At 38.8% G+C, this 24,776-nt stretch carries 22 protein-coding genes and 1 CRISPR repeat array; of the genes, 17 read left to right on the top strand and 5 right to left on the bottom strand.

The window, feature by feature from the left end; all coding sequences use genetic code 11:
• The first annotated feature begins 10 nt into the window (after window positions 1–10).
• From NSTC731_RS07265 to NSTC731_RS07245, 5 genes are all read left to right on the top strand, one after another.
• Window positions 11–613: a hypothetical protein gene (locus tag NSTC731_RS07265; RefSeq protein ID WP_445630228.1), complete on the top strand. Its 603-nt coding sequence runs from the start codon at window positions 11–13 to the stop codon at window positions 611–613.
• 332 nt (window positions 614–945) lie between these two features.
• A complete protein-coding gene (locus NSTC731_RS07260) occupies window positions 946–1,587 on the top strand; it encodes a Uma2 family endonuclease (RefSeq protein ID WP_445630227.1) in 642 nt (213 codons plus the stop codon).
• 397 nt (window positions 1,588–1,984) lie between these two features.
• Window positions 1,985–3,454: an efflux RND transporter periplasmic adaptor subunit gene (locus tag NSTC731_RS07255; protein ID WP_445630226.1), complete on the top strand. Its 1,470-nt coding sequence runs from the start codon at window positions 1,985–1,987 to the stop codon at window positions 3,452–3,454.
• An 11-nt stretch (window positions 3,455–3,465) separates the two neighbouring features.
• Entirely contained in the window at window positions 3,466–4,683 is a 1,218-nt protein-coding gene (locus NSTC731_RS07250; protein ID WP_445630225.1) for an ABC transporter permease, read from the top strand.
• 243 nt (window positions 4,684–4,926) lie between these two features.
• Complete coding sequence (locus NSTC731_RS07245) at window positions 4,927–5,538, top strand: hypothetical protein (RefSeq protein ID WP_445630224.1); 612 nt, start codon at window positions 4,927–4,929, stop codon at window positions 5,536–5,538.
• A gap of 113 nt (window positions 5,539–5,651) precedes the next feature.
• Here the strand turns inward: NSTC731_RS07245 and NSTC731_RS07240 are convergent, their stop codons facing one another.
• Window positions 5,652–6,020, bottom strand: a complete 369-nt coding sequence (locus NSTC731_RS07240; protein WP_322713264.1) for a Dethiobiotin synthetase — start codon at window positions 6,018–6,020, stop codon at window positions 5,652–5,654.
• 209 nt (window positions 6,021–6,229) lie between these two features.
• Here NSTC731_RS07240 and NSTC731_RS07235 point away from each other — a divergent pair, with 209 nt between their 5' ends.
• Complete coding sequence (locus NSTC731_RS07235) at window positions 6,230–6,466, top strand: hypothetical protein (RefSeq protein WP_445630223.1); 237 nt, start codon at window positions 6,230–6,232, stop codon at window positions 6,464–6,466.
• Between the two features lie 168 nt (window positions 6,467–6,634).
• Here NSTC731_RS07235 and NSTC731_RS07230 read toward each other — a convergent pair whose 3' ends face one another.
• The gene (locus NSTC731_RS07230; RefSeq protein ID WP_445630222.1) at window positions 6,635–7,642 is read right to left on the bottom strand and encodes a methyltransferase domain-containing protein; all 1,008 of its coding nucleotides are present in this window, start codon (window positions 7,640–7,642) and stop codon (window positions 6,635–6,637) included.
• A gap of 624 nt (window positions 7,643–8,266) precedes the next feature.
• On the opposite strand from NSTC731_RS07230, the gene psaC reads away from it, so the two are divergent.
• The 10 genes from psaC (at window position 8,267) to cas5 (ending at window position 20,860) form a co-directional block, all read left to right on the top strand.
• Window positions 8,267–8,512, top strand: a complete 246-nt coding sequence (gene psaC / locus NSTC731_RS07225) for a photosystem I iron-sulfur center protein PsaC (RefSeq protein WP_012411495.1) — start codon at window positions 8,267–8,269, stop codon at window positions 8,510–8,512.
• Window positions 8,513–9,000: 488 nt separating this feature from the next.
• Window positions 9,001–10,872, top strand: a complete 1,872-nt coding sequence (gene glmS / locus NSTC731_RS07220) for a glutamine--fructose-6-phosphate transaminase (isomerizing) (protein WP_445630221.1) — start codon at window positions 9,001–9,003, stop codon at window positions 10,870–10,872.
• Window positions 10,873–11,005: 133 nt separating this feature from the next.
• Entirely contained in the window at window positions 11,006–11,824 is an 819-nt protein-coding gene (locus tag NSTC731_RS07215; RefSeq protein ID WP_445630220.1) for a TnsA endonuclease C-terminal domain-containing protein, read from the top strand.
• A gap of 27 nt (window positions 11,825–11,851) precedes the next feature.
• Window positions 11,852–14,089 (top strand): Mu transposase C-terminal domain-containing protein, encoded by a 2,238-nt coding sequence (locus NSTC731_RS07210; RefSeq protein ID WP_445630219.1) that lies wholly within the window; start codon window positions 11,852–11,854, stop codon window positions 14,087–14,089.
• Entirely contained in the window at window positions 14,076–15,749 is a 1,674-nt protein-coding gene (locus NSTC731_RS07205; protein ID WP_445630218.1) for an ATP-binding protein, read from the top strand. Before NSTC731_RS07210 ends, NSTC731_RS07205 begins: the two co-directional genes overlap by 14 nt.
• Window positions 15,750–15,756: 7 nt before the next feature.
• Window positions 15,757–16,704, top strand: coding sequence for a TniQ family protein (locus NSTC731_RS07200; RefSeq protein WP_445630217.1), 948 nt, complete (start codon window positions 15,757–15,759; stop codon window positions 16,702–16,704).
• A gap of 173 nt (window positions 16,705–16,877) precedes the next feature.
• Window positions 16,878–17,579, top strand: coding sequence for a type I-MYXAN CRISPR-associated protein Cas6/Cmx6 (cas6, locus tag NSTC731_RS07195; protein WP_445630216.1), 702 nt, complete (start codon window positions 16,878–16,880; stop codon window positions 17,577–17,579).
• Between the two features lie 93 nt (window positions 17,580–17,672).
• Window positions 17,673–19,211, top strand: coding sequence for a type I-MYXAN CRISPR-associated Cas8a1/Cmx1 (cas8a1, locus tag NSTC731_RS07190; protein WP_445630215.1), 1,539 nt, complete (start codon window positions 17,673–17,675; stop codon window positions 19,209–19,211).
• A 47-nt stretch (window positions 19,212–19,258) separates the two neighbouring features.
• Window positions 19,259–20,233, top strand: a complete 975-nt coding sequence (locus tag NSTC731_RS07185; RefSeq protein WP_445630214.1) for a DevR family CRISPR-associated autoregulator — start codon at window positions 19,259–19,261, stop codon at window positions 20,231–20,233.
• Window positions 20,234–20,860, top strand: coding sequence for a type I-MYXAN CRISPR-associated protein Cas5/Cmx5/DevS (cas5, locus tag NSTC731_RS07180; protein WP_445630213.1), 627 nt, complete (start codon window positions 20,234–20,236; stop codon window positions 20,858–20,860). It abuts the gene before it with no gap.
• Window positions 20,861–21,133: 273 nt separating this feature from the next.
• Window positions 21,134–21,742: direct repeats of the CRISPR family, unit length 36 nt; unit sequence ATTCTTTAACATTAGATGTCGTAAGACGTTGAGCAG.
• Window positions 21,743–21,773: 31 nt separating this feature from the next.
• On the opposite strand, the gene NSTC731_RS07175 is transcribed toward cas5, so the two are convergent.
• Entirely contained in the window at window positions 21,774–21,923 is a 150-nt protein-coding gene (locus NSTC731_RS07175; protein ID WP_445630212.1) for a hypothetical protein, read from the bottom strand.
• Between the two features lie 5 nt (window positions 21,924–21,928).
• Entirely contained in the window at window positions 21,929–22,159 is a 231-nt protein-coding gene (locus NSTC731_RS07170; protein WP_445630211.1) for a hypothetical protein, read from the bottom strand.
• A gap of 276 nt (window positions 22,160–22,435) precedes the next feature.
• Between NSTC731_RS07170 and NSTC731_RS07165 the strand changes: the two genes are divergently transcribed.
• Complete coding sequence (locus NSTC731_RS07165; protein WP_445630210.1) at window positions 22,436–24,337, top strand: TnsD family transposase; 1,902 nt, start codon at window positions 22,436–22,438, stop codon at window positions 24,335–24,337.
• A gap of 103 nt (window positions 24,338–24,440) precedes the next feature.
• Here NSTC731_RS07165 and NSTC731_RS07160 read toward each other — a convergent pair whose 3' ends face one another.
• On the bottom strand, window positions 24,441–24,743 hold the full coding sequence (locus tag NSTC731_RS07160; RefSeq protein WP_445630209.1) for a hypothetical protein: 303 nt from the start codon (window positions 24,741–24,743) through the stop codon (window positions 24,441–24,443).
• Window positions 24,744–24,776: the final 33 nt, after the last annotated feature.

Below are 24,776 nucleotides of genomic sequence, written 5' to 3'. Positions count from 1 at the left end.
GGCAAAAAATATGACAGTTAAAAGTCTGTTACCACTAATAGCCGCCACCATTGTTTGTGGTGGCTCTGTTCTTGTGGAAGCGCGTCAACCCAAATCTCCGGTAGCTGTTGTCAAACCAAAAGTTTCTCAACCCGTGCAGCCACAATGGAAGTTATTCACCGCTCCAGATGGACGTTTTACGATTTTGATGCCGGGAAGCCCCAGCAGAAACACCGAATCCCAAAAAACTTACATGGGGGAAATTAACCTAGAAATATTTGTTGCTCAACCATCAAAACAGCAAGTAGCATACATAGTTGCTTACAATGATTTCCCTTATAGTTACGGTCAAATGGCCGATCCTCAAGTTGTTCTTAATAATGCACGGGATATGGCTTTAAAGACTACGAAAAGTAATTTAATTAGTCAACGAAACATTCGTAGTTACAATAATCATCCCGGCAAAGAAATTCAGTACATCAATTCTGGAGGGAAAATTACTATAAGTAGAATGTATGTTGCCGAAGGAAGACTATATCAAGTAATGGCAATCACTACAAAAAAACAGCAAAAGACATTAGCTAAAACCATTACTGGGTATTTAAATTCTTTCAATGTAGTTTTAAAAAAGTGAATTGAAGAAGAATACAGAATACAGAATTCAGAATTCAGCAATCTTTCAGTGGGGATTCAGACCCGCAACTGTTTTGTCGCACCACCAAATTTTCAATTTGGTAGGGGTGTAAAAACGCTGATTATTCATCCGCCAGTCATACAGAATACCCAACTGAATTATGACGACTGACTCCTGAATTCTGTTCGATAACTAATAACTTCTACTATATTAGCCTTGTAATTAATTGCAGGCCTAATATATAGCAGGAGGCAGTTAAAGCTTTGCTGTCAGCTTAGTGTTGGAAAATTAAACTTGTACAATCGTTGTTAAAGTTCCTCTTTCGCAATATTATGAGCGAATTACAGACCCAACTAGCAACCGATACCTGGATAGCAGTAACTTGGGATGAATATATCCAAATAATTGAAAATCCTGCCTACGAAAAAGCCAAGGGCTATTATCACAATGGACAGATGAGGATTGAAATCTACGCAATCGTGAATAACCATGCCAGCGACCATGCAATTATTCTCTTTGCTGTTAACTTGTTTGCCAGCATCAAAGGCATTGCTTTAAATGGCAAGGATAACTGTACATATCGGAAAACAGGATTTAAGGAAGCTCAACCTGATGTGTCTTACTATATTGGTGAAAATGCTGATGTCATTCCCTACGGCACTTCTATCATCAACCTAGATATTTATCCACCACCAGATTTAGTTATTGAAGTGGCTAATACCTCACTTGCTGACGATCGAGGTGAAAAACGACTTTTATACGAAGATTTAGGAGTGAAAGAATACTGGATTTTAAATGTCCAAAATGTCCAAGTTATGGCTTTTGCTATTGAAAACCAAGGTAGTAGGCGGATTACAGAATCTCAGGTATTATCAGGATTAGCTATTTCTTTATTAAACGATGCATTAGAGCAAACTCGTCAAATAAATCAAAGTCAAGTTGGTGCTTGGTTGTTAACCCAATTTCAGCAATAATTACAAACTGCTTTGCGGTAGAGAATGGGGAGTAGGGAAAAAGCAAAGGATACCGAGCAACTAAAGCGCGATCGCACTACAGCAATCCTATCTGATTTGTGAGAATTGCCCGCCGTAGATTCCCAGTTTCTCAAAAAAGTCGGGAATCTTGTTTCTCACGAATAGTTCCAGATTGCATGAATATGCTGTGGCTAAAGTCACCCTTTCAGGTGAAGACATACAGAAATACGAATGCCTAGTATGAAGTAAGATTAAGCAACTGTGAAGCTGATTATGCGTCTAGTTGTTAGTTAACTTATAAAAATTTAATCCTAAAGCTTTAACAACTCCGTACTCTCCACTTCTGCTCTAACTAAAAAATATTTTTATACAGCAAGATTTACAGGCTTCTATAAATATGGCTACGCACATAGAAATTCCAGTTATTGGCAAAGTTAAGCATCCATCGCGCTGGCTGATTGGGCTGATAGCGGGGAGTGCTTTGGTTGTGGGTACTATAACAACTTACACCTTGGTAAACCAAGGGACAAACAAAGAAGATATTGCTCAACTAACTGTGCCAGTTGCAGCCCAAAACGTGACGTTGCGGATTACAGCTAGTGGCAAAGTCGTGCCAGTTCAGAGCGTAAATATTAGTCCGAAGAATCCCGGAGTGCTGTCGCAATTATACGTGGAACAAGGCGATCGCATTCAACAAGGGCAAATTCTCGCCCGCATGGATAGTGCCAGTATTGAGGCTCAAAGGAGTCAATACCGTGCTAACTTAGCCCAAAGTCAAGCACAGCTAGCCCAAGCCCTTGCTGGTAGTCGTCCTCAAGAAATCGCTCAAGCAAGGGCCCGATTAGCACAAGCTCAAGCTCAATTAGCCGCAGCTAAGGCTGGTAATCGTCCCCAAGAAATTGCTCAATCTCAATCCCAAGTAGATGCGGCTCAAGCAAGGGTGAATTACACCAGCGAACAGGTAAAGCGTTACCAATATCTATATAAAGAAGGAGCAGAGAAAAAACAATTACTCGATCAAGCCATCAGCGACGACAAAAGTGCTAGAGCCAATTTAGAAGAAGCGAAAAAACGATTTTCCTTAGTCCAAAGTGGCACTCGCAGTGAAGAAATCGACCAACGGCAAGCTGCTGTTAATGAAGCACGGGCAGCATTGGTACTGTTAGAAGATGGAACCCGTTCTGAAGAAATTGTCCAGCGTCAAGCCGCTGTTGCATCTGCTGAGGCTCAATTAAAGGGCGTACAAGTGCAGTTGGAAGATACTATTATTCGCGCTCCTCTGTCGGGAATTGTTACCCAAAAGTATGCTGAACCAGGTGCATTTGTTACACCCACAACTTCTGCATCTACTAGTGCATCGGCAACTTCTAGTTCAATTGTCGCCGTAGCAAGGGGTTTAGAAATATTAGCTCAAGTTCCCGAAGCCGATCTTGGCAGAATGAAACAGGGACAGCAGGTAGAAATTGTCGCTGATGCCTATCCCGATCGAGTTTTTAAAGGTCATGTGCGCCTGATTGCTCCCGAAGCAGTGGTGGAACAAGGTGTGACATCCTTTCAGGTGCGGGTTGCTATCGATACTGGCATAGATAAACTGCGTTCTGGCTTAAATGTGGACCTGACTTTTTTAGGCGATCGCGTTAATAATGCCTTGGTATTACCAACGGTGTCAATTGTCACCGAAAAAGGTAAAACTGGCGTACTCGTACCAGATGCAAAAAATAAACCCCAGTTCCGCGAAGTTACAGTTGGGGCACAAATTCAAGACCAAACTCAGATTTTAGAGGGAGTTAAAGCAGGCGATCGCATTTTTGTTAACCCACCCAAAGATTACAAAATTGAGAAGGCTAAAGAACAGAATAATTCGTAATTATATAAGATATGAATTTCCTTGAAAGCATGAATATGGCGGGGAAAACTCTGCTATCGAATAAGCTGCGTAGTGCCCTCACCATGCTGGGTATAGTTATTGGCAATGCCTCGGTGATTGCCATGATTGGCATTGGCGAAGGTGGGCAGAAGTATGTGAATAAACAGCTGGAGTCACTAGGGCCAAATGTGCTATTTGTACTGCCAGGTAATCGAGAAACTCAGCGAATCTCCTTTGAAGTGCCAAAAACTCTGGTGTTGCAAGATGCGGATGCGATCGCTTCTCAAGTACCAACAGTAGTAGGAGTTGCACCAGAGTTAAACAGAAGACAGGTAATTACATACCGCAACAGAAATACCGATGTCAACATCATTGGTACAACTCCTAGTTTTCTATCTGTGCGGGATTTTGAAACTGATAAAGGCAGGTTTTTTTCTGAGGTAGACATCAAGCGAAATAACCAAGTGGTAGTGCTGGGTGGAGATTTGGCAGAAAAACTATTTGGTAATAGTAACCCTGTAGGACAGCAATTACGAGTTGGAAATACCAGCTTTCAAGTGATTGGGACGTTAACAGCGAAAGGTTCCAGTGTGGGAGCAGATTATGATGATGCTGCCTTAATACCAATCACCACATCAGCAAACCGACTTGTGGGCAAGAATTCTCCTTATGGTATTGCCTTAGATTACCTCGTTGCTGCCGCTCGTGATTCCGATAGCGTGGATGCAGCAGAATTTCAAATTACTAATTTGCTGCGTCTAAGACACAAAATTAATGGTGAAGATGACTTTACTCTTCGCACCCAGAAAGATGCTTTGCAAACTGTCGGTCAAATTACAGGTGCATTGACAATTATGCTAGCTGCGATCGCCGGCATATCCTTGTTTGTCGGCGGCATTGGCATTATGAATATTATGCTAGTCTCCGTCACCGAACGCACCCAAGAAATCGGATTGCGAAAAGCGATCGGCGCAACTGAGCAAGATATTTTGCTACAGTTCATCATTGAAGCAGTGATTGTTTCCGCAGCTGGCGGCTTAGTTGGGACTGCGGTTGGCATTAGTGGCATCCTATTAGTGGCAGCCTTGACTCCTTTAGAAGCGAGTCTTTCTCCTATAGCGATTACTATGGCAGTTGGTGTCTCTGGGGGTATTGGTTTATTCTTTGGCGTTGTTCCTGCACGTCGTGCTGCTAAACTCGACCCGATTGTGGCTTTGAGAAGTGCGTAGATCAACGATTGCAAAGACACGATAAATCGCCGTCAAGACAAAACGACTAATCATTGTAGAGACGGCGATTCATCGCCTCTCTTGCGTTAACCGAATAGTATTGATATGAGTTTTATTGTTGAGCGATCGATAAAGGCATCGATGCGCGATCGCTACAATCCATTGAAGTAATTTTGCTGAAAAACGGGAAGACTATGGTTAATCCCAAATGGGGAAATTTCTATAAAAATCTCGAACAGCAAAATGCTCAAAAAATCTTTACTTAACTGTTTAATTTTGCCTGTTTCTCTAGTGCCCTGGCTCTGTGTGGGAACGCTTTTTGATTCTCAAGCCAATGCTTTACCAGGGCAAAGTACAGAAGAGGTAGGCACTTGGATTAAAGCACATCCGACACTCCGCCCCAGAAGAGGGGAGCAATTATTTGTGCAAAAGACTGATACTGCTGCCCAACGATTCACTTTTCAAGCGTCGGTATTGCCTCCTGGTAGGGTGGAGTTTTCCAAAGACCGGGGCACAATTCGGACTGAGCGCATTACTATGTATGATGCTATTAACGGCATGACATTTGCGCGTCTCCAAGAATCCTTGCGGGTAATTTATGGCTTGGAGATTTATCAAGACTACGATCGCGCCCAAGTCGTGTATCAATATCCTAACCAGAAGGTAGTTAATTCCGCGCGTCTAGCCAAAACTCCGATTCGGGAAGCCTTAAAGGGAGAATTACGAGTAGGCGATCGCTATGTATACTGGGTGGAAGTTGCCCAACCCAAGAATGGCAAAGCTTTTACCGGTCAAATGACTGTTTTGCTCAAAACTGACTTAGACAAGTTAGAAAATGAACTGCAAATTCGTTAATAGGCATCTATCTGAGTGCTGAGTGTTGAATGTTGAGTTAGGAGTGCTGAGTTAGGAGTGAGGAATTATTTTCCTTGTCCCCTTGTCCCCTTGTCCCCTTGTCCCCTTGTCCCTCATCTCTTCCCCAACTCCATAGTCGCTAAGGTTTGCCATATACCCGAAAAGATACTTTCAGCTGCTAAGGAAATTCGTAGTAAATCTTCTTTGAGTAGTGGTGGCCAATCAACCCCGGCTTTACGCCCTGCGCCAAATAGCTGTTGCGCCTTAATACTTAACTGATAAAGGGCTAAAGCCAGTTCTCGGTCTACGCTCTTTGCATCTTTGAGGGCTTCAAACACCACTTTCAATGCCAACAAAATCGAAGTGATCTGACCGGGTACCGGCGGTTTGCCCTGTTTCATACGCGTTAACAGCGCATCTGGGTTTTCCTCGGTTGTGATTGTCTGATCTATGAGGAGTTTCCTAGCTGTTTCGTAATTCATGTAGTCAGTTTAGCGTACATTTTGCTTCAGCAGTAATACTTAATTAAAAAGTAATCAAACGGCTTTCTAGTTATTTATAGCAATCTCTGATGATTTGTGAAATGATAGGCGTGGGGAAAACGATCGGGAATTAGCCATGCTCTAGGTTAACCAGATAGACTGAATATAATATCTTTGAAAAATACATCTAACTAGGAATCAAAAGTAAAATGATCTCACCGAATTTACTAGAAATTGAGCGCTCTATCCTTGCCTTGTCTGTGGAAGAACAACTTTGGTTGTTAGAAAGTATTGTTCGTAAAATTCGAGAAAATGAGTATGTAAAAGATAATTTTACTGATACTGAAAATTTAGATGAACAACTGCAATTAACCGCTATTGAGCCAAATACTCAAACCCAAATTACTGCTATCAATGATGAATTTGCAATTTCGGAAATTCTTTAATATATAGGAATAGAAATAATGAAATTATCAGACTTAAAAAGTTAAATATACAATTTATCGGTGAGCGATCGCAAAAAAATTGCTGAGTGCGATCGCCTGTTTAATACCAAACAATTCACACTGAAGTCTTGCCGACCCTAATTATGCAAGTAAAATGCGAACATCTTATCAGTTCTCTGGCTTACTACAATAGATGAAAAAAGAAAAACCTTGGTTTATATTTTCCGAAAAGTTAATACTGTTCATCAATTCCAGTTTGCTAAATCTTTTGGTTTTTAAACTATAGGGCATTGGAGAAACAGCTAATTTTTTTTTAATAATAAAACCAGCTTTTTGAATTTTTGCAATCAATTCATCAGGTGTATATTCAATCTTATGTTCAGGATGTACAAATCCTCTACGTACCAAAAGCTTTGTCAGCTGACGATTTGGCGTATCTAAACAAAATGATCCACCTGGTTTGATAACTCTAAATACTTCTTGAATTACTTTTTCGGCTTCTTCTTCTGTTACATGCTCAATGCTTTGTCCTGACCATACAAGGTCAACGGTATGTTCTGAAAAATTAGATAAATCTGCCATTGAGCGATAGATATAATTAATTTTTGTGAGATTATCTGGAGTTATGAATTGCTGGGGATGTTCCTCAGATTGCGGATTATAAATTCTTTCCTCCTGTGGGAGATCAACAATATCCAACTGTTGCGGATGGTACGGATAACCCATTACCATGAGCGCACCTTCTGGCGAACCAGGGCAAGAACCTCCTAAATCGAGAATATACTCAGCCTGTGGCAATATTTCCTGTACGAGTTTGACCCTTGCTAAGTGATGTGCCTCTATGCCTGTTCGAGAAAAAAGTTTTTGTTCAATGCCAATTGGTAACATTAAATAAGAGAGAATAACCTGAATTTTGGAAAAATTACCTTTGTCAAGATTATCTTTGTAAAATAAAAGTTCTTCTTCTGAAAGTGGAGAAAGTAAAAAGTATGCATATACTAAATAAATAAATTCTTCATTATTTGGTGAGCGCCAATTAGATAAGTAGAATAATCCGATAAAAACAGCAAACCAAAATATACGAATTATATCTTCAGGATAATATCTGACATACCTAAAAACTTTAGAAAATAAAACACCATATTTAACTATCATTTGATTTTGAAGTTTAGTCATAGTAACCACCTATATATAGCAATCCTAAATGAGCTGTGAAAAATTTTAATTAATATTAAGATAGGCTTTACCCATCAAAAACTGGATTTAGTGGGAAAATCATATCTTAGGTGTATTTTAAAAATTAAATAGAAGTCCTCTAATTCTCAACTGTACTAAGAATATTAGTATATTTTATGCCAATTATCACGCATACTATGACTGCGATCGCCTAGTTTTGGCGGGTTAGCGATCGCAAAATTAGATTATTCTGCATACAGTTAGTTGGAAACTTTAAATAATAATTAATATTTTGTTACAAATTTGGTTTGTTTGACTGTACATAGTTATTAAGCAACAAGTACCATAGATAACTCCGATGTAATCTTGATAGATTGAATTTTGTTTCATATATCTTTACGTTTTCACCAAATTCTGGTAATGCAATAGGGGAAATACGCTCTAATGATGTTGCTGATTATCAGTCAATAGGGACAATCTCGCAAAAGCAAATTTTAACGGTGCTTATTACATTGTTTAAAGTTATGTAGCCTTTTGATTACGGCCTATCAACCACTGCGGTAGACTATGCGTTGATTATGATTCTTTCGCAGAGAAGAACACTCGAAAGGAGCCGTTTTTTCAATGTCTCATACCGTAAAAATCTACGATACCTGCATTGGCTGCACCCAATGCGTCCGCGCTTGCCCTACTGATGTACTTGAGATGGTTCCTTGGGATGGCTGTAAAGCTGCTCAAATTGCCTCTTCACCCCGTACAGAAGACTGCGTGGGCTGTAAGCGTTGCGAAACTGCTTGTCCCACCGACTTTTTGAGCATCCGGGTTTACCTGGGCGCTGAAACAACTCGCAGTATGGGTCTAGCTTACTAAAAAGCTGAGTGCCGAGCGGAGTGCTGAGTGCTGAGTGCTAAGTGCTGAGATAAAAAGAAGTAAATCACAAATACAATTTTTTGATTCTTCACTCGGAACTCGGAACTCGGAACTCAGCACTCTTCATGAAATCGCAATTTTAGATTGGGGATATAATCTCTGGGTATCTAAATCCTAGAAGTTGTATTTGTACCGTCAGGTCAAAAGCTGACGGAGAATCTGCTGTAAAAAAACCTAAAATCCATAACAATACCTAGTAGTCTGCCAACCTAAAAATGTTAGGTGGAGGTTGGGTAAAGGTTAAAGGGAAAAGCGTAAAGGATAAAAAACCTTTCCCCTTTCCCCCTTACCCTTTACCCCGCTTGCGTTGCCAAGGCGTACTACTAGTGGTAGAGGGAGTATTTTACTCCCTTTTTCTTTGCAAAACGTCCACTTTATGGTACCTACTATACTGGATTTAATCATCCTGAAAAAAAGTGGTGTGAAGAATGTGCGGAATTGTTGGATATATAGGCACTCAAGCGGCGACAGACATTTTACTAGCTGGACTGGAGAAACTAGAGTACAGAGGCTACGATTCGGCTGGAATCGCCACTGTTTGGGAAGGTGAGGTAAATTGTGTGCGGGCAAAAGGTAAACTCCATAACCTGCGTTCTAAATTGGAACAAATAGAAACCCCTGCCCAAATTGGTATTGGTCATACACGCTGGGCAACTCATGGCAAACCAGAAGAGTATAATGCCCATCCCCATTTGGATACGGCAAAACGAGTGGCGGTGGTGCAAAATGGCATTATCGAAAACTACCGCGAGTTACGCGAGGAACTCAAAGCCAAAGGACACGAATTTCGTTCTGAAACCGATACCGAAGTCATTCCCCATCTGATAGCCGAATTCTTAAAGAATCTTCCCCCCTCATCTCCCTTCCTTGAGGCAGTTCGCCAAGCCGTTAACCACTTGCGCGGGGCGTTTGCACTTGCAGTTATTTCTGCTGATTTCCCCGATGAATTGATTGTTGTTCGCCAACAAGCACCTTTAGTAATTGGTTTTGGTCAAGGGGAGTTATTTTGTGCCTCTGATACACCTGCGATCGTTGCTTACACCCGTGCAGTGCTACCTCTGGAAAATGGCGAAATTGCCCGCCTCACACCTTTGGGCGTTGAGATTTACAATTTTGCTGGCGACAGGCTGAAAAAACAACCCCGGCTGCTCAACTTCAATCCTGCAATGGTAGAAAAGCAGGGATTCAAACACTTCATGCTCAAAGAAATTCATGAGCAACCAGGAGTAGTAAGAGCTAGTTTAGACGCATACTTCAATCCAGCCGAATCTACCGAATCCCCAATCAATCTTGGTTTATCTGAAGATTTATATACCGATTTAGAACAAATTCAGATCGTCGCCTGTGGTACCAGTTGGCACGCAGCATTAATCGGAAAATATTTACTCGAACAACTAGCAGGAATTTCAACTCAAGTACATTATGCTTCTGAGTATCGCTATGCACCATCACCCGTGACGGCTAACACCTTAATCGTTGGCGTTACCCAATCAGGTGAAACAGCCGATACCCTAGCAGCTTTGACGATGGAAAAAGAACGTCGCCAAGGGAAAGAATCCAAATATCAAGCGCGACTACTGGGTATTACTAATCGCCCCGAAAGTAGCCTTGGTCATCTGGTACCGCATATTATTAGTACCCTAGCAGGAATTGAAATTGGGGTAGCAGCGACGAAAACTTTTACCGCTCAACTGATGGCATTTTATGCTTTAGCATTGGATTTAGCAGCTCGTCGTCAGACAGTTTCAAAAGATACACTAGATCAAATTATTAATGGGTTGCGACAGATTCCCAAAGAAATTGAGGCGACTTTGGCAAATCAGGAAAGTTTAACCGAACAGCTAGCCCACGAATTTGCCGAAACTAAAGATTTTATTTTTGTGGGTAGAGGAATTAACTTTCCCATTGCTTTAGAAGGGGCGTTGAAATTAAAAGAAATCAGCTATATTCACGCAGAAGGGTATCCAGCTGGAGAGATGAAACATGGCCCGATCGCACTTTTAGATGCGAAAGTACCAGTAGTTGCGATCGCAATTCCTGGTAGTGTTTACGAAAAGGTTATTTCTAATGCCCAAGAAGCCAAAGCCAGAGATTCTCGGTTAATTGGTGTTACCCCCGTCAACGATGGCGAAGCTGCGGAAATCTTTAACGATTTACTCCCTGTCTCTCATGTAGATGAATTGCTTTCTCCGATTCTGACAGTAGTTCCACTGCAATTATTGGCTTATCATATTGCCGCCCGTCGCGGTTTAGATGTCGATCAGCCAAGGAATCTTGCTAAAAGTGTCACTGTAGAGTAGTATTTTTTGTGGAGGAATAATTCGTGTACAACAATAAAAAAGTCGTATAATAAATAAAAAAGTTATACAATATATAAAAAAGTTGTACAACATATCCTGTGGGTGTATATGATAAGCATCTACAGGAGTTTTTATGGCTAGAAGCAAGCAAGATTGGACGCAAGCCAAGTTTGAGCGTTACTTAAAGGAAGGCCGTGGTCAGGGTAGTGGGAAAGGCTATCAACCTTGGATAAAGATTCAGGATTTTCCTTCAAAGGGTCGTGTTTCCAGACCCCCAGGTTGGAAAACAAACCGAGAACATCATCTGCTTTCTGATAACGAGAAGCGGCTGTTTTATGTCTTCGAGTGGTCAGATACGATTGTAGATATAAGAGAGCAGTTTCCTTTAATTGACCTTGACTTAGCAATGAGTATTGCAGAGGAAATAGGTATTAACTATCCCAAAGATCCGCAAAGCAATACTCCCCGTGTTTTAACAACGGATTTTATGCTTTCTGTCAAGCAAGACAAAACGATAATTCAGAAAGCACGAACATTTAAGTTAACTAAAGATTTGGGAAGTAAGTCTGTAGCTGAAAAATTTGAGTTGGAAAAGCGTTATTATGCTGCCAAAGGTATTGATTGGGGAATAATTACGGAGAAAGAAGTCCCTAAGCAATTAGCGGAAAATGTTGAGTGGGTTCATACTGCTTATAAACTAGAAGAAAATGCAGATATAAATCTTGAAGAACTACGTGACATTGCCAACATTTTAAAATCCAGACTTCAAGAAAGTGATGCAAACATTAATCGAATAACAACAGATTTAGATAAAAATATGAATATAGAGTCTGGTACATCTCTGTATCTTTTTAGGCATCTTATTGCTAAGAAAGAAATCATTATGGATATGTTAGCCACAAAAATATCTAGTTGTCCTTCTTCTGGAGCAATTAAAAAAATTATTCTTTAGACAATAATATATAGTGCATTAACTTATATGAGTAATGATTTATTTGTCAATGATCTGATTGAATGGATTGATGAATTAGGTAATACCTTTATAGAACGAGTTCTCTGGATTGATGAAGGCTATATTATAGCCTTTGTTTTTAATATAAATACTAAAACAGGATTTCCAGAACCTAAAAAAGTTTCGGAGATTGTAGAAGCTATTTCTAATGGTAGCGCATTGAAAATTAAATCAGATCCGTGGGCAAGAATAGTAACAGAGGAAGATTTGTCTGAGAAAGAAAAAGAACTTAGAGATAGAGCTTGGGAAATAATTTCATTTATTGTTATTCAAGAACCCTCGATATATTATCGGGATTATAGAGGTGCTTTAGTTCAGCAGACTATTGAAAAATATAATACAGGTAGAAGTAAAGGTAAATTAGTAGAAATAAGTGTTTATAAATATTTAAGAAGATTTTGGCAAAGAGGTAAAAATAAAAATTCTCTTTTGCCTGATTATGTAAATTCTGGCGGTAAAGGAAAGCCTAAAGCATCTGGAGAAAAAAAGAGAGGAAGACCAAGAAAATATGTACACGATCAAAAAATTGGTATTGGAATAAATGTCACTGAGGAAGATAAAAAAATATTTAGATTTGCAATCGCTAAGTTTTACAATAACTCTAAAGAAAATTTTTTAACAACCGCCTATGATTTAATGATTAAAGAATATTACTCAGAAGACTTTTATTACGATGAAAATGGAGCCAAAAAAAGTATTTTGATTCCTCCAGACAAACGACCTACATTTACTCAATTTAAATACTGGTATGAAGTAGAACAATCGGATACTAGAAAGACTATCATATCTCGTAAGGGTTCGATAAAATACGCTTTAGAACATCGAGCCATTACGGGAACTTCCCAAATGGAAACTATTGGGCCTGGATCTAGATATCAGATTGATGCCACAATTGCTGATGTATATTTAATATCAATGTACAATCGGAACTGGATTATTGGTAGACCTGTTATCTATGTGATTATTGATGTTTTTAGCCGTATGATAACGGGAGTTTATGTTGGATTAGAAGGGCCATCTTGGGCAGGGGCAATGATGGCTTTAGCCAATTCAGCCACAGATAAAGTAAAATTTTGCCAAGAATATGGTATAGAGATTTCTGGAGATGAGTGGCCATGCAGACATATTCCTGATACCATTTTGGGCGACCGTGGCGAATTAGTAGGAATGAAGGTAGAAACATTAATCCCTAATTTAGATGTTCGCATTGAAAATGCTGCTCCTTATCGAGCAGATTGGAAAGGATTAGTTGAAAGACAATTTCGGACTATTCATGGGTATGTAAAACCATTTGTTCCCGGTTATATAGATACTGACTTTAGACAGAGAGGAGGCCATGATTATCGTCTCGATGGTAGGCTTAACATAGATGAATTTACTAAAATAGTTATCTTTCTGATTCTCCAGCACAACAATCATGATTATTTAACTAAATATGCTAGAGATGAAATGATGATCACTGATGATGTTAATCCTATACCTAGAGAGTTATGGCAATGGGGGATTGCCAATCGTTCTGGTAGACTGAGAACTTTCCCAGAAGATATTGTCAAGCTGAATTTAATGCCAGCTGAAAAAGCAACAATTACCGCTCGTGGTATTAAATTTAAGGGAATGTATTATACTTGCGAGAAAGCAAGGAAAGAATTCTGGTTTGAAAAATCTAGAAGTAGTTTACTTTCCAAATCCGAAAAATCATTGGATATATCATATGATATCCGACAATCAAAGTACATTTATTTGCGTTCTCCAAATGGTAGAGACTTTGAGAAGTGCTTTCTTTTAGAGTCTGAACAAAGATATTTAGATAAAAATTTATATGATATTGAATATTTATTTGCATACGAAGAATTGCAAAGGCAAAAACACCAAGGTAAACGGCTACAAGAAAAAGTCGATTTGATAGCAAATATAGAAAGTATAGTTAGCAAGGCTAAAGAAGATACTGAAGCGGTTTTAGACGATAATACAAGTAATAGACAAAAGGTTGCAGGAATTCGAGAAAATAGAGCCTTTGAAAAAGATATACGACGTAAAATTGAAGGTTTTGAACTTGCAAAAGAAGAAATTACTAATAGTACCGAGGCTACGAATAATAAAGTAAACACTCAATGTGAAGATTCAGAGTCATCCAAATTATTGAAGCCTGACCATATGGATTTACTAAGGCGAAAAAGACAGGAGCGAAAACGTGGAGAAGATTGAGGGCGAACTTGTTATGATTCCTAATGGGAAATCAGCGATTGTTGCCAGATATATAGACCAAAAACTTCTAGAATACAACACCAATCCATTGATTCAGGCACTACCTCCTATCCTTTCATCGGAAGAATTTATAGATAAAGTAACGAGAACACCAGACTTTGATGAGCAAGAGAGGCAGCTAGAAGCGCATTATAGATTTCATTGCATTGAGAGGCTATCTCGATATTTTGATCCTCAAAATAAAACTGTTGAATTACAGAAGGTCATTTCTGTACTCATTATGACGGGCTATTTAGCTCGGAATATTCTGAAACCTGAATATGCGAGTCGCTCTAGGCAAATTTATAATGCAATAAAAGATGGAGGAGGTAAAAACTTAGAAAACTATGTTAATCTTCCTACATCTGCTTCCGGTTTAACCCTAATTGGCCCATCAGGGATGGGTAAGTCTACGAATTTTAAAAATATTCTTAATCTTTACCCTCAAATAATTCTTCATCCTGAGTATAGTGTTTACCAAATAGTTTGGTTGATGGTTGACTGCCCTCATGCTGGTTCTTTGAAGGGTCTGTGTACTGATATTTTTCTTGGTGTTGACAAACTATTAGGTACTAATTATTTTAAAAAATTTGGTTCATCGCGCAACTCAGAAGATTACATGCTTGCTCAAGTTGCCCAAATTGCCCATACCCATCATTTAGGCGCTCTAGTTATAGATGAGATGCAAAATCTTGTTACAGCAAGAAGAAGTAGCTCAGATATGTTGAACTTTTTAGTAAAAATGGACAATACTGTAGGAATTCCAGTAATCCGAGTGGGAACAAATGAGGCTTTTCCTATTCTTCAAGGAAATTTTAGAAATGCTAGGAGAGGAACAGGAGAAGGAAGTGTAATTTGGAATAGAATGGTAAACGATAATGAATGGTATTTCTTCATGGAAGGAATGTGGGAATACCAGTGGACAAAAATGTATGTTTCTTTCTCTGATGAAATAAACGAAGTTTTTTATGACGAAAGTCAGGGAATTATTGATATTGCTGTCAAACTTTACAAAATGGTTCAATGGAGAGCTATCTCAATAGGTGGGAAAGAAATTATTACTATTGATATAATTCGTCAAGCAGCTAAAGACGGACTATATTTAGTCAAGCCAATGCTTGATGCTATTAGGTCAGGTGATAAAGAGTGGATGATTAAGTATAAAGATATTGCTCCTCTCGATACTACAGAATATCAAAATAAATGTTTATCTGAGCTTGATTCTAAAGATTTGCAAGAGATTCGGAGATTAGCCAGAAAGCAACAGACTCATCAGAAAGTATCACCGAAGCTAAATTATGTAATTCTTGAGCTTTTGAAGTTGGAAGTAGAACCTGCTAAAGCAAAAGAATGTGCTGAACAAGTAATAGTTTCTAGTGATGAAGATGCAGACATTACATTGTTAACAAAGAAAGCATATACTCTTGCTTTGCAAGGAGGACAAGTAAATGAGAGTCTTGTTAAGGCAAATACAAGCAAGGCTAAATTAAAACCAAAGTACCAAGCAAATGACATTCGACGAATTGTTGAAAATGCCAAGAAGGAGAAAAAATTTGCATACGATGATTTGAAATTAGCTGGTATAATCAAAAATCCAGTCGAAGATTTTATAAATATTTAGCTTCTTGATGCTTAGTTTTTTCCCAACTCTGTATCCTGATGAGCTTTTGTATAGTACTTTAGCTCGATACCATATTCGGAGTGGTAATAACAGTTTCAAACAAACTGACTTAGAGGTATTCGGTTATAGTTCTCAACAAGTATCCAAAGTTACTTTAACTAATAACTTAAATTATTTAGTTAAAAATTTACCTTTACGTTCTCAGCAGACAGTTGATAATTTACTGCAAAATCATACTTTATATCCTTTTTACGGAACTTTTTTAATACCACAGGAAGCTTGGTTATTGAAAGACTCAATGAGTAGAAAACTTAGTGGGTCTATTTTAGAGGTTGCTAAAGTGGCTACTGGTTCTAGTGGTGAGTCAAAAAAATTTTTAAAATTTTGTCGTGAATGTTTAGAACAAGATACACATCAATATGGTGAGCCTTACTGGCATAGAACACATCAAGTACCTGGCATATTAGTTTGTCCAACTCATGGTGTCCTTCTGTGCGATAGTTCTGTCGCAGTTGAATCGAAAGGTATACATTATTATGCTGCGAGCTTAGATAATTGTTTAGTAGTGACTGATATAAAAATTTTGGCAAATCAAACTTTAAGAACACTTTTCACAGTGACAAATGATATTAACTTGCTGATTCATAGTAATTTTGCCTTTAAAGGCTTGGCTTGGCTTCGCGCTCAGTACCAACGTTACTTAGTGGATAAAGGGCTATTGCAAATTTTCCCTGCTGGGAAGTTTAAATTTGACGAATATGGTTTTTCAAAGCTTATATTTGATTTTTATGGTCAAGAATCTTTAGAAGCTCTCAATCCAAAGTTAACCCAACATCAAGGTAAATATTTCTCCCATTGCTTGCTTGGATGTGACTTAAATCCAGCAATTGACCGGATCACCCATATCTTGATGATAAAATATTTAGCAAATTCTATAGAAGTATTTTTTCTGTAGGAAAGTTCACATATATTTTTTAAGTTTATTAATATAAAACAATAAAAAGTTACTAAAAATTATCATCTTTGCTTGTCGTTTTAAAGTAATCTCACATTAATCACTAAGGTAGCCTAAGTAATAATTTAGTTGCCTCAAATATCGTGTATCTGCTTAAAGATAGGGTGGGAAAGATGATTATTGATTGCAGCTTACCTACGCAGATTTCTCCAGAGTTACCTTTAAACCTAATAAAGCAAAGAAAGCTTTTAACATCTCAGTTACCATACATAGATTTAATTTTTACCCTGATTGGTGAGACAGTACCTCTCGACCACGGCTATGAGCTATTTTCTGCGATCGCTCATTTTGAACCTGAACTTCATAAATTAGATACAGTTGGAATTCATACCATTGCAGGTATTCCCAAAGAAGGTGTAATTCAGCTAACTAAAAATTCTAGGCTTCGGATTCGGCTACCAGTGGAGCAAGTGCGTTTGGTTTATCCGTTAGCAGGTAAGCCTCTGAGAATTGGCAAGCATACAATTCGCTTGGGGATTCCTGAAATTTATTTGCTTGAGCCTGCTGAAAAACTGGGATCGCGTATAGTGATTATCCAGGGTTATCAAGAACCAGAGTCATTTTTAGCAGCAGCACAGCGTCAGTTAGAACAACTGGGTATCCAGGCAAAAGCCTTTATTACTAAAAATGCTGATGGTAGCCCAAAACGTAGAAGTATCAAAATCAAGCGCTTTACGGTTGTGGGTTTTGGGTTAGAAATCATTAATCTCAGCAATGAAGATTCGCTAACATTGCTCAGACATGGCATTGGGGGAAAGCGCAAGATGGGTTGTGGCGTTTTTTTACCAGTGAAGAGAAAGGGAAACGCAAGTTAAAGCTAATTTTAGCTACTACTCAATGTAAGTATAAGAGCGTTTAGCTTCAATGCATCTAAATAAGTTTTTGAATATTTCCCAGAAATAAATAAGATGTCTGTAGTGGCTAGTGTTGTCAACCCCAAAATTCAGTTAAATTTGGGCGACCCAAGCATAACTTGGATACATCGTGCTGGTATAGCAGGACTTTGGATGACGCTCAGGCAACTAGAAAAACTATACCCAATACCTGCAAAACGACCTGGTAATTTAACTTGGTTCCTGAGTCCTCGCAGTATCAGCCTTGAATGGCAAGGGCAGGATTTCATAGTTTTAGACTGGTTGCTAAAGCAATCTTTTCAGATTAATGAAGAGGGTCTAATTTCGTTGATAGGCTTAAATACGCATTCCATCAATATTGAAACCCAAATTAATATTCACCTGGGAATCACGGCAACATTCCTTCAACATAATCAGGTTGTTAAATTTAAAGGGAAAAAATCTAAGTCATTAAAAGTTGATGGTGTTGATGGCATAGAAATAGATGTTGAATATAAGAAAGCAGTTTCCTATGCCCATCAACATTTTGCTAAACAACTATGCGATGAACAAGGTCAATTCTTACAGCAGTCAATTGGCGTAGTGGGTTGGCTGTATCCGGGATCTGTAGTTCGTCATGTCGCTTTTACAAAAGAAACTAAGTTTGAAGAGAAACCACAACTGGCTTTTGCTCTTTTATATGCTCCTGTTGCTTGCCACTACTTTGTATTGCGATCGCATACTCAACCGCAACACCCACAGTATGCCTTAGTTATACCTAAAGTGGCTAACTTAGAAATCTATGCCCAGCAATACTGGAGTTTGGAAAACTTGGATTACAAATATTTCCATATATCTAGCTTAGGAGATGCTGCATTAAGATTCCTGACTTATAAAACAACTGCTATACCCAATCAAGTAAAACGATGCCAAGTAATATTATTTGGAACGGTAGTTTGGTCAAAGCAGCAAAAAACTCGCACGGAAATAGCAGTGGTAGAAGCGACTGAAATAATCGATATCTATAAGCTTAGTTGCATCTCTTTTCCAGAGTACAGAGTTATTAGTTATCAAAATAAAAACTTTATTATTAGCAATGCGATTAAAGCAATAATTGCTGATAATTTAGTAAAAGGTTTTTCCTGGTGGAATGATTTATATATAAAAATTTTAAATTCAAATTTATTAAAAGCAATTCTTTATGAAGATAGAGGAATATACAAAATGATTCAACACTCTAAATGGGATGTAGAAGCTCAAAAGCTATTTATTCAAGCTTGTCATGAAGCCTTGAAAAAGATATATGCTAAGATTTATGACCGAACCAAAGAAGGTCAATATGCTCAAATTGAACGAGAAAATATACGTATTTTATCGCAATTAGGAAGATGCACGAATGTTGAAAACTTCCGCAAATTTATTGCAGAGTTCTGGGGAAGAGCAGGACAGCTTTCAATTTTAGAAGAACATTGGGAAGAATTACTGCCCTTGACATCGGGAATCATGGATTGGAAGGTTGCCAGAGATTTAACTTTTATTGCTATTGCTAGCTATCCGAAAAGCAAGAATATAAATATAAAAATATCAGAAAAAGCTGAGTTGGACAATGAATAAATATGTATTTTTAAACTGATTTCATTAATCCTTTAGCTAACTTTAAAATGTTTCATTTATTCGGCAATATTTTGACAAATCACGGAACCGCAGCTAATAATCGTGGGGAAAATGAAGGGAACATAACTACCTTACAAAAATTAATTTGGAAAGGTGAAGTTCATACTATCATTTCATCTGAAGCAATTCGTTGGGCATTACGGTACTACTGGCAAAATGTTGGCTATCCGGTGAATCGACGTTGGGATGAGAATGCTCAACCAGTAGCGAATCATGTTTGGCAAGACCCCAACTTTGATGCTCTTCGCTTCATTGATGATGATATTTTGGGATTTATGCAGGCAGAAGCAGCAAAAGTCGAAGCGTCAGATGAGGCTGAAGATGAAGTAGAGGAAACATCTCAAGATGATCATAAAAAAAGTTCTAAAGGTAAGGACAAGCAAACTTCTCCACGTAAAGGCAAGCAAAAGCCTAAAGGGAAAATAACTGCTAGACGAGGTGTATTAGAAGTTACTCGTGCGGTCTCAATGATACCCTTTACGGGAGACATTACCTTTAATGCTGTTAGTGGAGTCAAAGGACGAAATTCTCTTTATGCCACAGAGATTCATGCTACTCGTTATCAATATGGTTTTGCATTAACACCCGATAGTCTTAAAGATAAATCTCGCATCCATGCTGTTCTAGATGGTTTGGTTTCGATTGGTGAAGTGGCGGGAAATCATGCCCGCTTTTTGTATGATTTCTCCCCTGAAAGTATTGTACTGCGGTGGACACATGATTTTTCACCTCGTTTTCTATATTGCTTTGAGCAAGACGAACTGGGAAATATGTCAGTATCAAACTTAGTGCGACAGGTAGAAGTAGGAGATATTGATCCCAAAGAATTATGGATTGGAGGCTTAATTTCTCAAGGTTTAGAAGATTTGGGAGCAAATGTGTTTCCTGGAGTGAAATCCGCAGTCAATGCGCTAAAACAGGTCATTGCTGAAGATTTGCAGTTGTTATCAGGGAGGGACTAAGTGACGACAATTGCTTTGAAAGTTGAAGTACCTATTGCTTGTTTTCGTCACTCCCGTGCTAGAGAATATGCTGAAACGTATCCAGTCCCTCCACCTTCTACAGTGTACGGGATGTTGCTTTCTCTAATTGGTGAGACAGATCGTTATAAGCATTGTGGCACTCAATTAGCGATCGCACTCTTGTCTAAACCAGAGAAATCTATTGTAATTCGGACTTTTCGCAGGTTTAAAACGAAAGATATCCACGACCCTAAGAATGTTAAACCTGATTATCAAGAGTTGCTAACGAACGTTGAGTTTGTAGTTTGGGTGAAAACAGACAAAGCAAAGCCTACTTTACCAGAACGTTTGCAGCAGGCATTTGCGAACCCAGCTTCTATTAATCGATTTGGTGGACTGTGTTTAGGTGAAAGTCGGGATCTAGTCAATACTGTTACCCTTTTACCTGAGAACTATGATGGTGAGGCGCTGTGGTGGTTAGTTATAGATGAAGATGGTTCGCTAACTCTACCCTACTGGGTTGACCATGTTGGGTCTAAGAAAACGCGCTGGCAGTGTTATGAGCTTCAAGAGTCCCAGGTATGGCAACCACCGGATTTATCGTGGACTACAATTCAAACTAGTTGAAAAATGAGGATATTTAGATTTTGGCAAGGATATCTGCTTGTTGCGCCAACGCAAAGAGATAAAAAATCGGTATTCTTTACTAAATCAGCAATCTAGCGCTTTCACCATGATTTTAGGATGCTTGCAGTTCCTCAGAAAGTTCCAATAATAAGCCTTCTGAGCGTTGTTAAGTTAACCTAGCCCATTAAATTTTGCAAATTTAGTGCCTCCTAATGACAGGTGCTTGTAAGATTATCTACAAGACCTGATGGATTAACGTGTTTAGCCATCGCCATTCTTTAACATTAGATGTCGTAAGACGTTGAGCAGTTCTAAATTTATCTGCGCCAAATCCAGTGAGAGCAATTCTTTAACATTAGATGTCGTAAGACGTTGAGCAGCAATTAAGCGCTTGTCCAAATTGCTCATAAAGCTCATTCTTTAACATTAGATGTCGTAAGACGTTGAGCAGTTGATAACCAGTGCCAAGATTCTCAACGCGATCGCTATTCTTTAACATTAGATGTCGTAAGACGTTGAGCAGAAACTACTTCTGACTTCTTCTGCTTTGGTTTCAAAGTTCTTTAACATTAGATGTCGTAAGACGTTGAGCAGAATGCTCACTACTGATGATAGCTGCTGCGTCTTTGGGTTCTTTAACATTAGATGTCGTAAGACGTTGAGCAGCAATTAATAGGGGAGTTCCGCAAACCAAACGCAGGAGTTCTTTAACATTAGATGTCGTAAGACGTTGAGCAGATAATTAACATCCTCCCCTTATACTCCCGCCTCGCTGTTCTTTAACATTAGATGTCGTAAGACGTTAAGCAGTCGCATATTTCTCATATCAAGGTTGGTTTAAAGTCCGTTCTTTAACATTAGATGTCGCAAGACGTTGAACAGAATTATACTGCTCTTTATCATAGGTTATACTTCAACTACTCTCTTCACTGGAAATTTTTGCACGGATTTGTTCCCATTGCTCAATCTGCTTCTGTAATTGCAATTTGCGATCGCCATCAACTGCACCAAGACCAGTAAACAAACCCTGACCATTCAACTGATCGCGGTAAATAGCAATCAATTCGGTCAGTGCTTTTTTACAGCTTCCATCTCCTCTTCAGTGAGGGAATTTGTATCTAAGCAAATCAGTCGTCTGCCAATTCTCTCCACAAGCTCTGACCTGCTTAGATCCAAATTGGAGGCGATCGCATCTAATCCTTCAATACCACTGGGAGTAAGGGCTAGATTGACCCTTTTCTTAACCTCGTCGTACATCTCTGGTACGTCTTTTTGTCCTTTCTGCCCTTTCTTTCCCATTAGTACCAAGCTATTACACACCTCCTAAATCATAGTCAACAGCAAGGACTACAGGTAGATTCTATAAATTGCTCAAAGATATTTAGTTATTGTGTAATACCTGAGTCACTGATAAAATAGGCGTTGTACAATACCTAAATCCTTGATTATAGAGGATAAAAATCCTCATAATTTTGTTTGCTATGGAAAATTGGTGCGGATAGCAATAGCCACAAACTTGAAACACTCTGGAATTTACAAAAATATCTTTTCCGGTTTCAACATGAGAAAGAATCTATGCTTGGCTTTTTTCCAGCCCCTTATCCAGATGAAATTTTATACAGTATCTTGGCTCGTTACCACATTAGAAGTGGTAACACCAGTCCAAAAATAACTCTAAGGGAGCTATTTAATTCTCAAGGTGTAATAGCTACTGTTGACTTACCTTCCAACCTGAATTCGTTGATTGAAAATCTCCAATTTATCTCGAATTATCAAGTAGAAGATTTGATATATAAATATACCCTCTATCCTTTCTACAGTGTTTTTCTGCCACCGAAAAGAGCTAGTCAGGTGATGGAGTCAATGAAGGCAGATTTCGGAGGAGATATTCATACCAGAACTGGGATTATGGCGAGTTCGTTGAAGGTACAGAGGTATCTGCGATTTTGCCCAAAATGTTTGGAAGAAGATTTACAAAGCTATGGGGAGTCCTACTGGCATAGGCTACACCAAACACCAGGGGTTCTGGTTTGTCCAGTTCATAGCGTGACTTTGCAAGATAGCACAATTCCCATGCAAGGTTTTAACAGGCATGAATACTATGCTGCAAGCCAAGAAAACTGTCCTGTTGTACCGATACAACAGACTTACAGTCAAGAAACTTTAAAGAAATTGCGACTGCTGGCTCAAGATATTTCATGGTTGATAAATAATAATCTTTTCTCTAGAGAACTAGAGTGGTTCCAAAGAAAATATATAGCTTTATTGATTGAAAAGGATTTTGCAACTGCAAGCAGGCGAGTAAACCAGAAGAGATTACTAGATAATTTCTTGTTCTTTTATGGTGCTGAAGTGCTTGAGGCTGTTAACTCAATAGTGAATTACGAAAATGAGCAAAACTGGCTATTCAGTATTGTCAGGAAGCATAGAAAGTCATTCCATTCCATTAGACACCTACTCCTAATTAGATTTCTGACGAATTCTATCGAGGAATTTTTCAACACGGATTACGAGTATAAACCTTTTGGTGAAGGGCCTTGGCTGTGTCTAAATGCTGCGGTAGACCATTACCTCAAGCCAGTAATAACTAATCTTGTTGTCACTCACTGTTTGGATAATAAAAAACCGTTAGGTACTTTTTCTTGTTCCTGTGGCATGGTTTATTGTAGAACTGGCCCTGATAAAACTGATGAAGACAAGCTACGAATTGGCAAAGTCTTCACTTACGGTCAATTTTGGGAGCAGAAGCTAAAACAACTGGTAGAAATTCAAAGATTAGGTCTACGAGAGACAGCAAGACGGCTCAATGTCGATCCCAGAACGGTAAACCGTTATACTGCCATACTTAAGCTAAAAACTTTTTGGAAATCTTCACAGGAAAATCGGCTAGTAGACTTACAGGAAGTTTTAGACTCAAATCTAAATTTAGCCAGCGATCGCAAAATAAAATACAGGGAAGCTTGGAAAGCTTTACAAAAGCAGTACCCAGAGGCATCGAAAACTACTCTCAGGGCATTAGCTAAGGCAACCTATATTTGGCTATACAGAAACGATAAAGAGTGGCTCAACAAAAATTCGCCTTCTTTAAAAGTGCCTGTCCCTTGCATCGGTAAAGTTGATTGGGCAGAAAGAGACAAGCAAGTTCTCGAAAAGGTAAAAAATGCTGTGCGATCGCTTCTGAGTGCAGAAAAACCTGCGAGAATAACTATTGGCAAGATAGGCAAAGCTATTGGCTTACTGGCACTACTCGAAAAACATTTGTCAGAAATGCCAGTGACTAAGGTTTATTTAGAATCAGTGACAGAAACTGTAGAGGATTTTCAGATTAGGCGTATTAAGTGGGCAATTCAACGGCTTGATGATTGCGGAGAAGAAATTCAGCCTTGGAAGGTGATTAGACTGGCTGCGCTACGAGAAAATTGCTCACAGAGAGTAAAAGCAGCTTTAGAAAGTGAGCTTTATAAGCAACCTGATTAAGTTAATAACACTTTCTTGATGATAGTTCTGTTGAGCAAAAGTTCCAAAGAAAAAAGAGACGTGAATTTAACACGTCTCTAGGTAATGGGAAGAATGCTGAGTTCTAAGCTACATCTGCAACCAGTAAGCCGTTGACAGCAACAATCAAAAGCAGTGCCGAATCAGAAGTGTCACAGCAGTGTCTTTTATCGCTATTACAGGGTTGTGTTACCCATTTGCCTTCAAGATTGTGGTAAAAAGTTCCCAGAAGTTGGGAACCGTTCCAAACTCGATACAGTTCTCCCAAATCATCCGGTACTGAGTCAATTTCAATTTCTGGTGCTGCTACGTCAGCTAAGTAGTCAACATATTCTTCAAACTCTTCTTGATCCGAGGCTTGGTTGTCAAATTCATCTTGTACAATCATCTGAGTAACCTCATTGATGGGGTTTAACAAAAG

Source organism: Nostoc sp. DSM 114167 (genome assembly GCF_052692655.1).
Note: the sequence above shows the minus strand (reverse complement) of the source record. Positions and strands in the feature narration are given on the sequence as shown.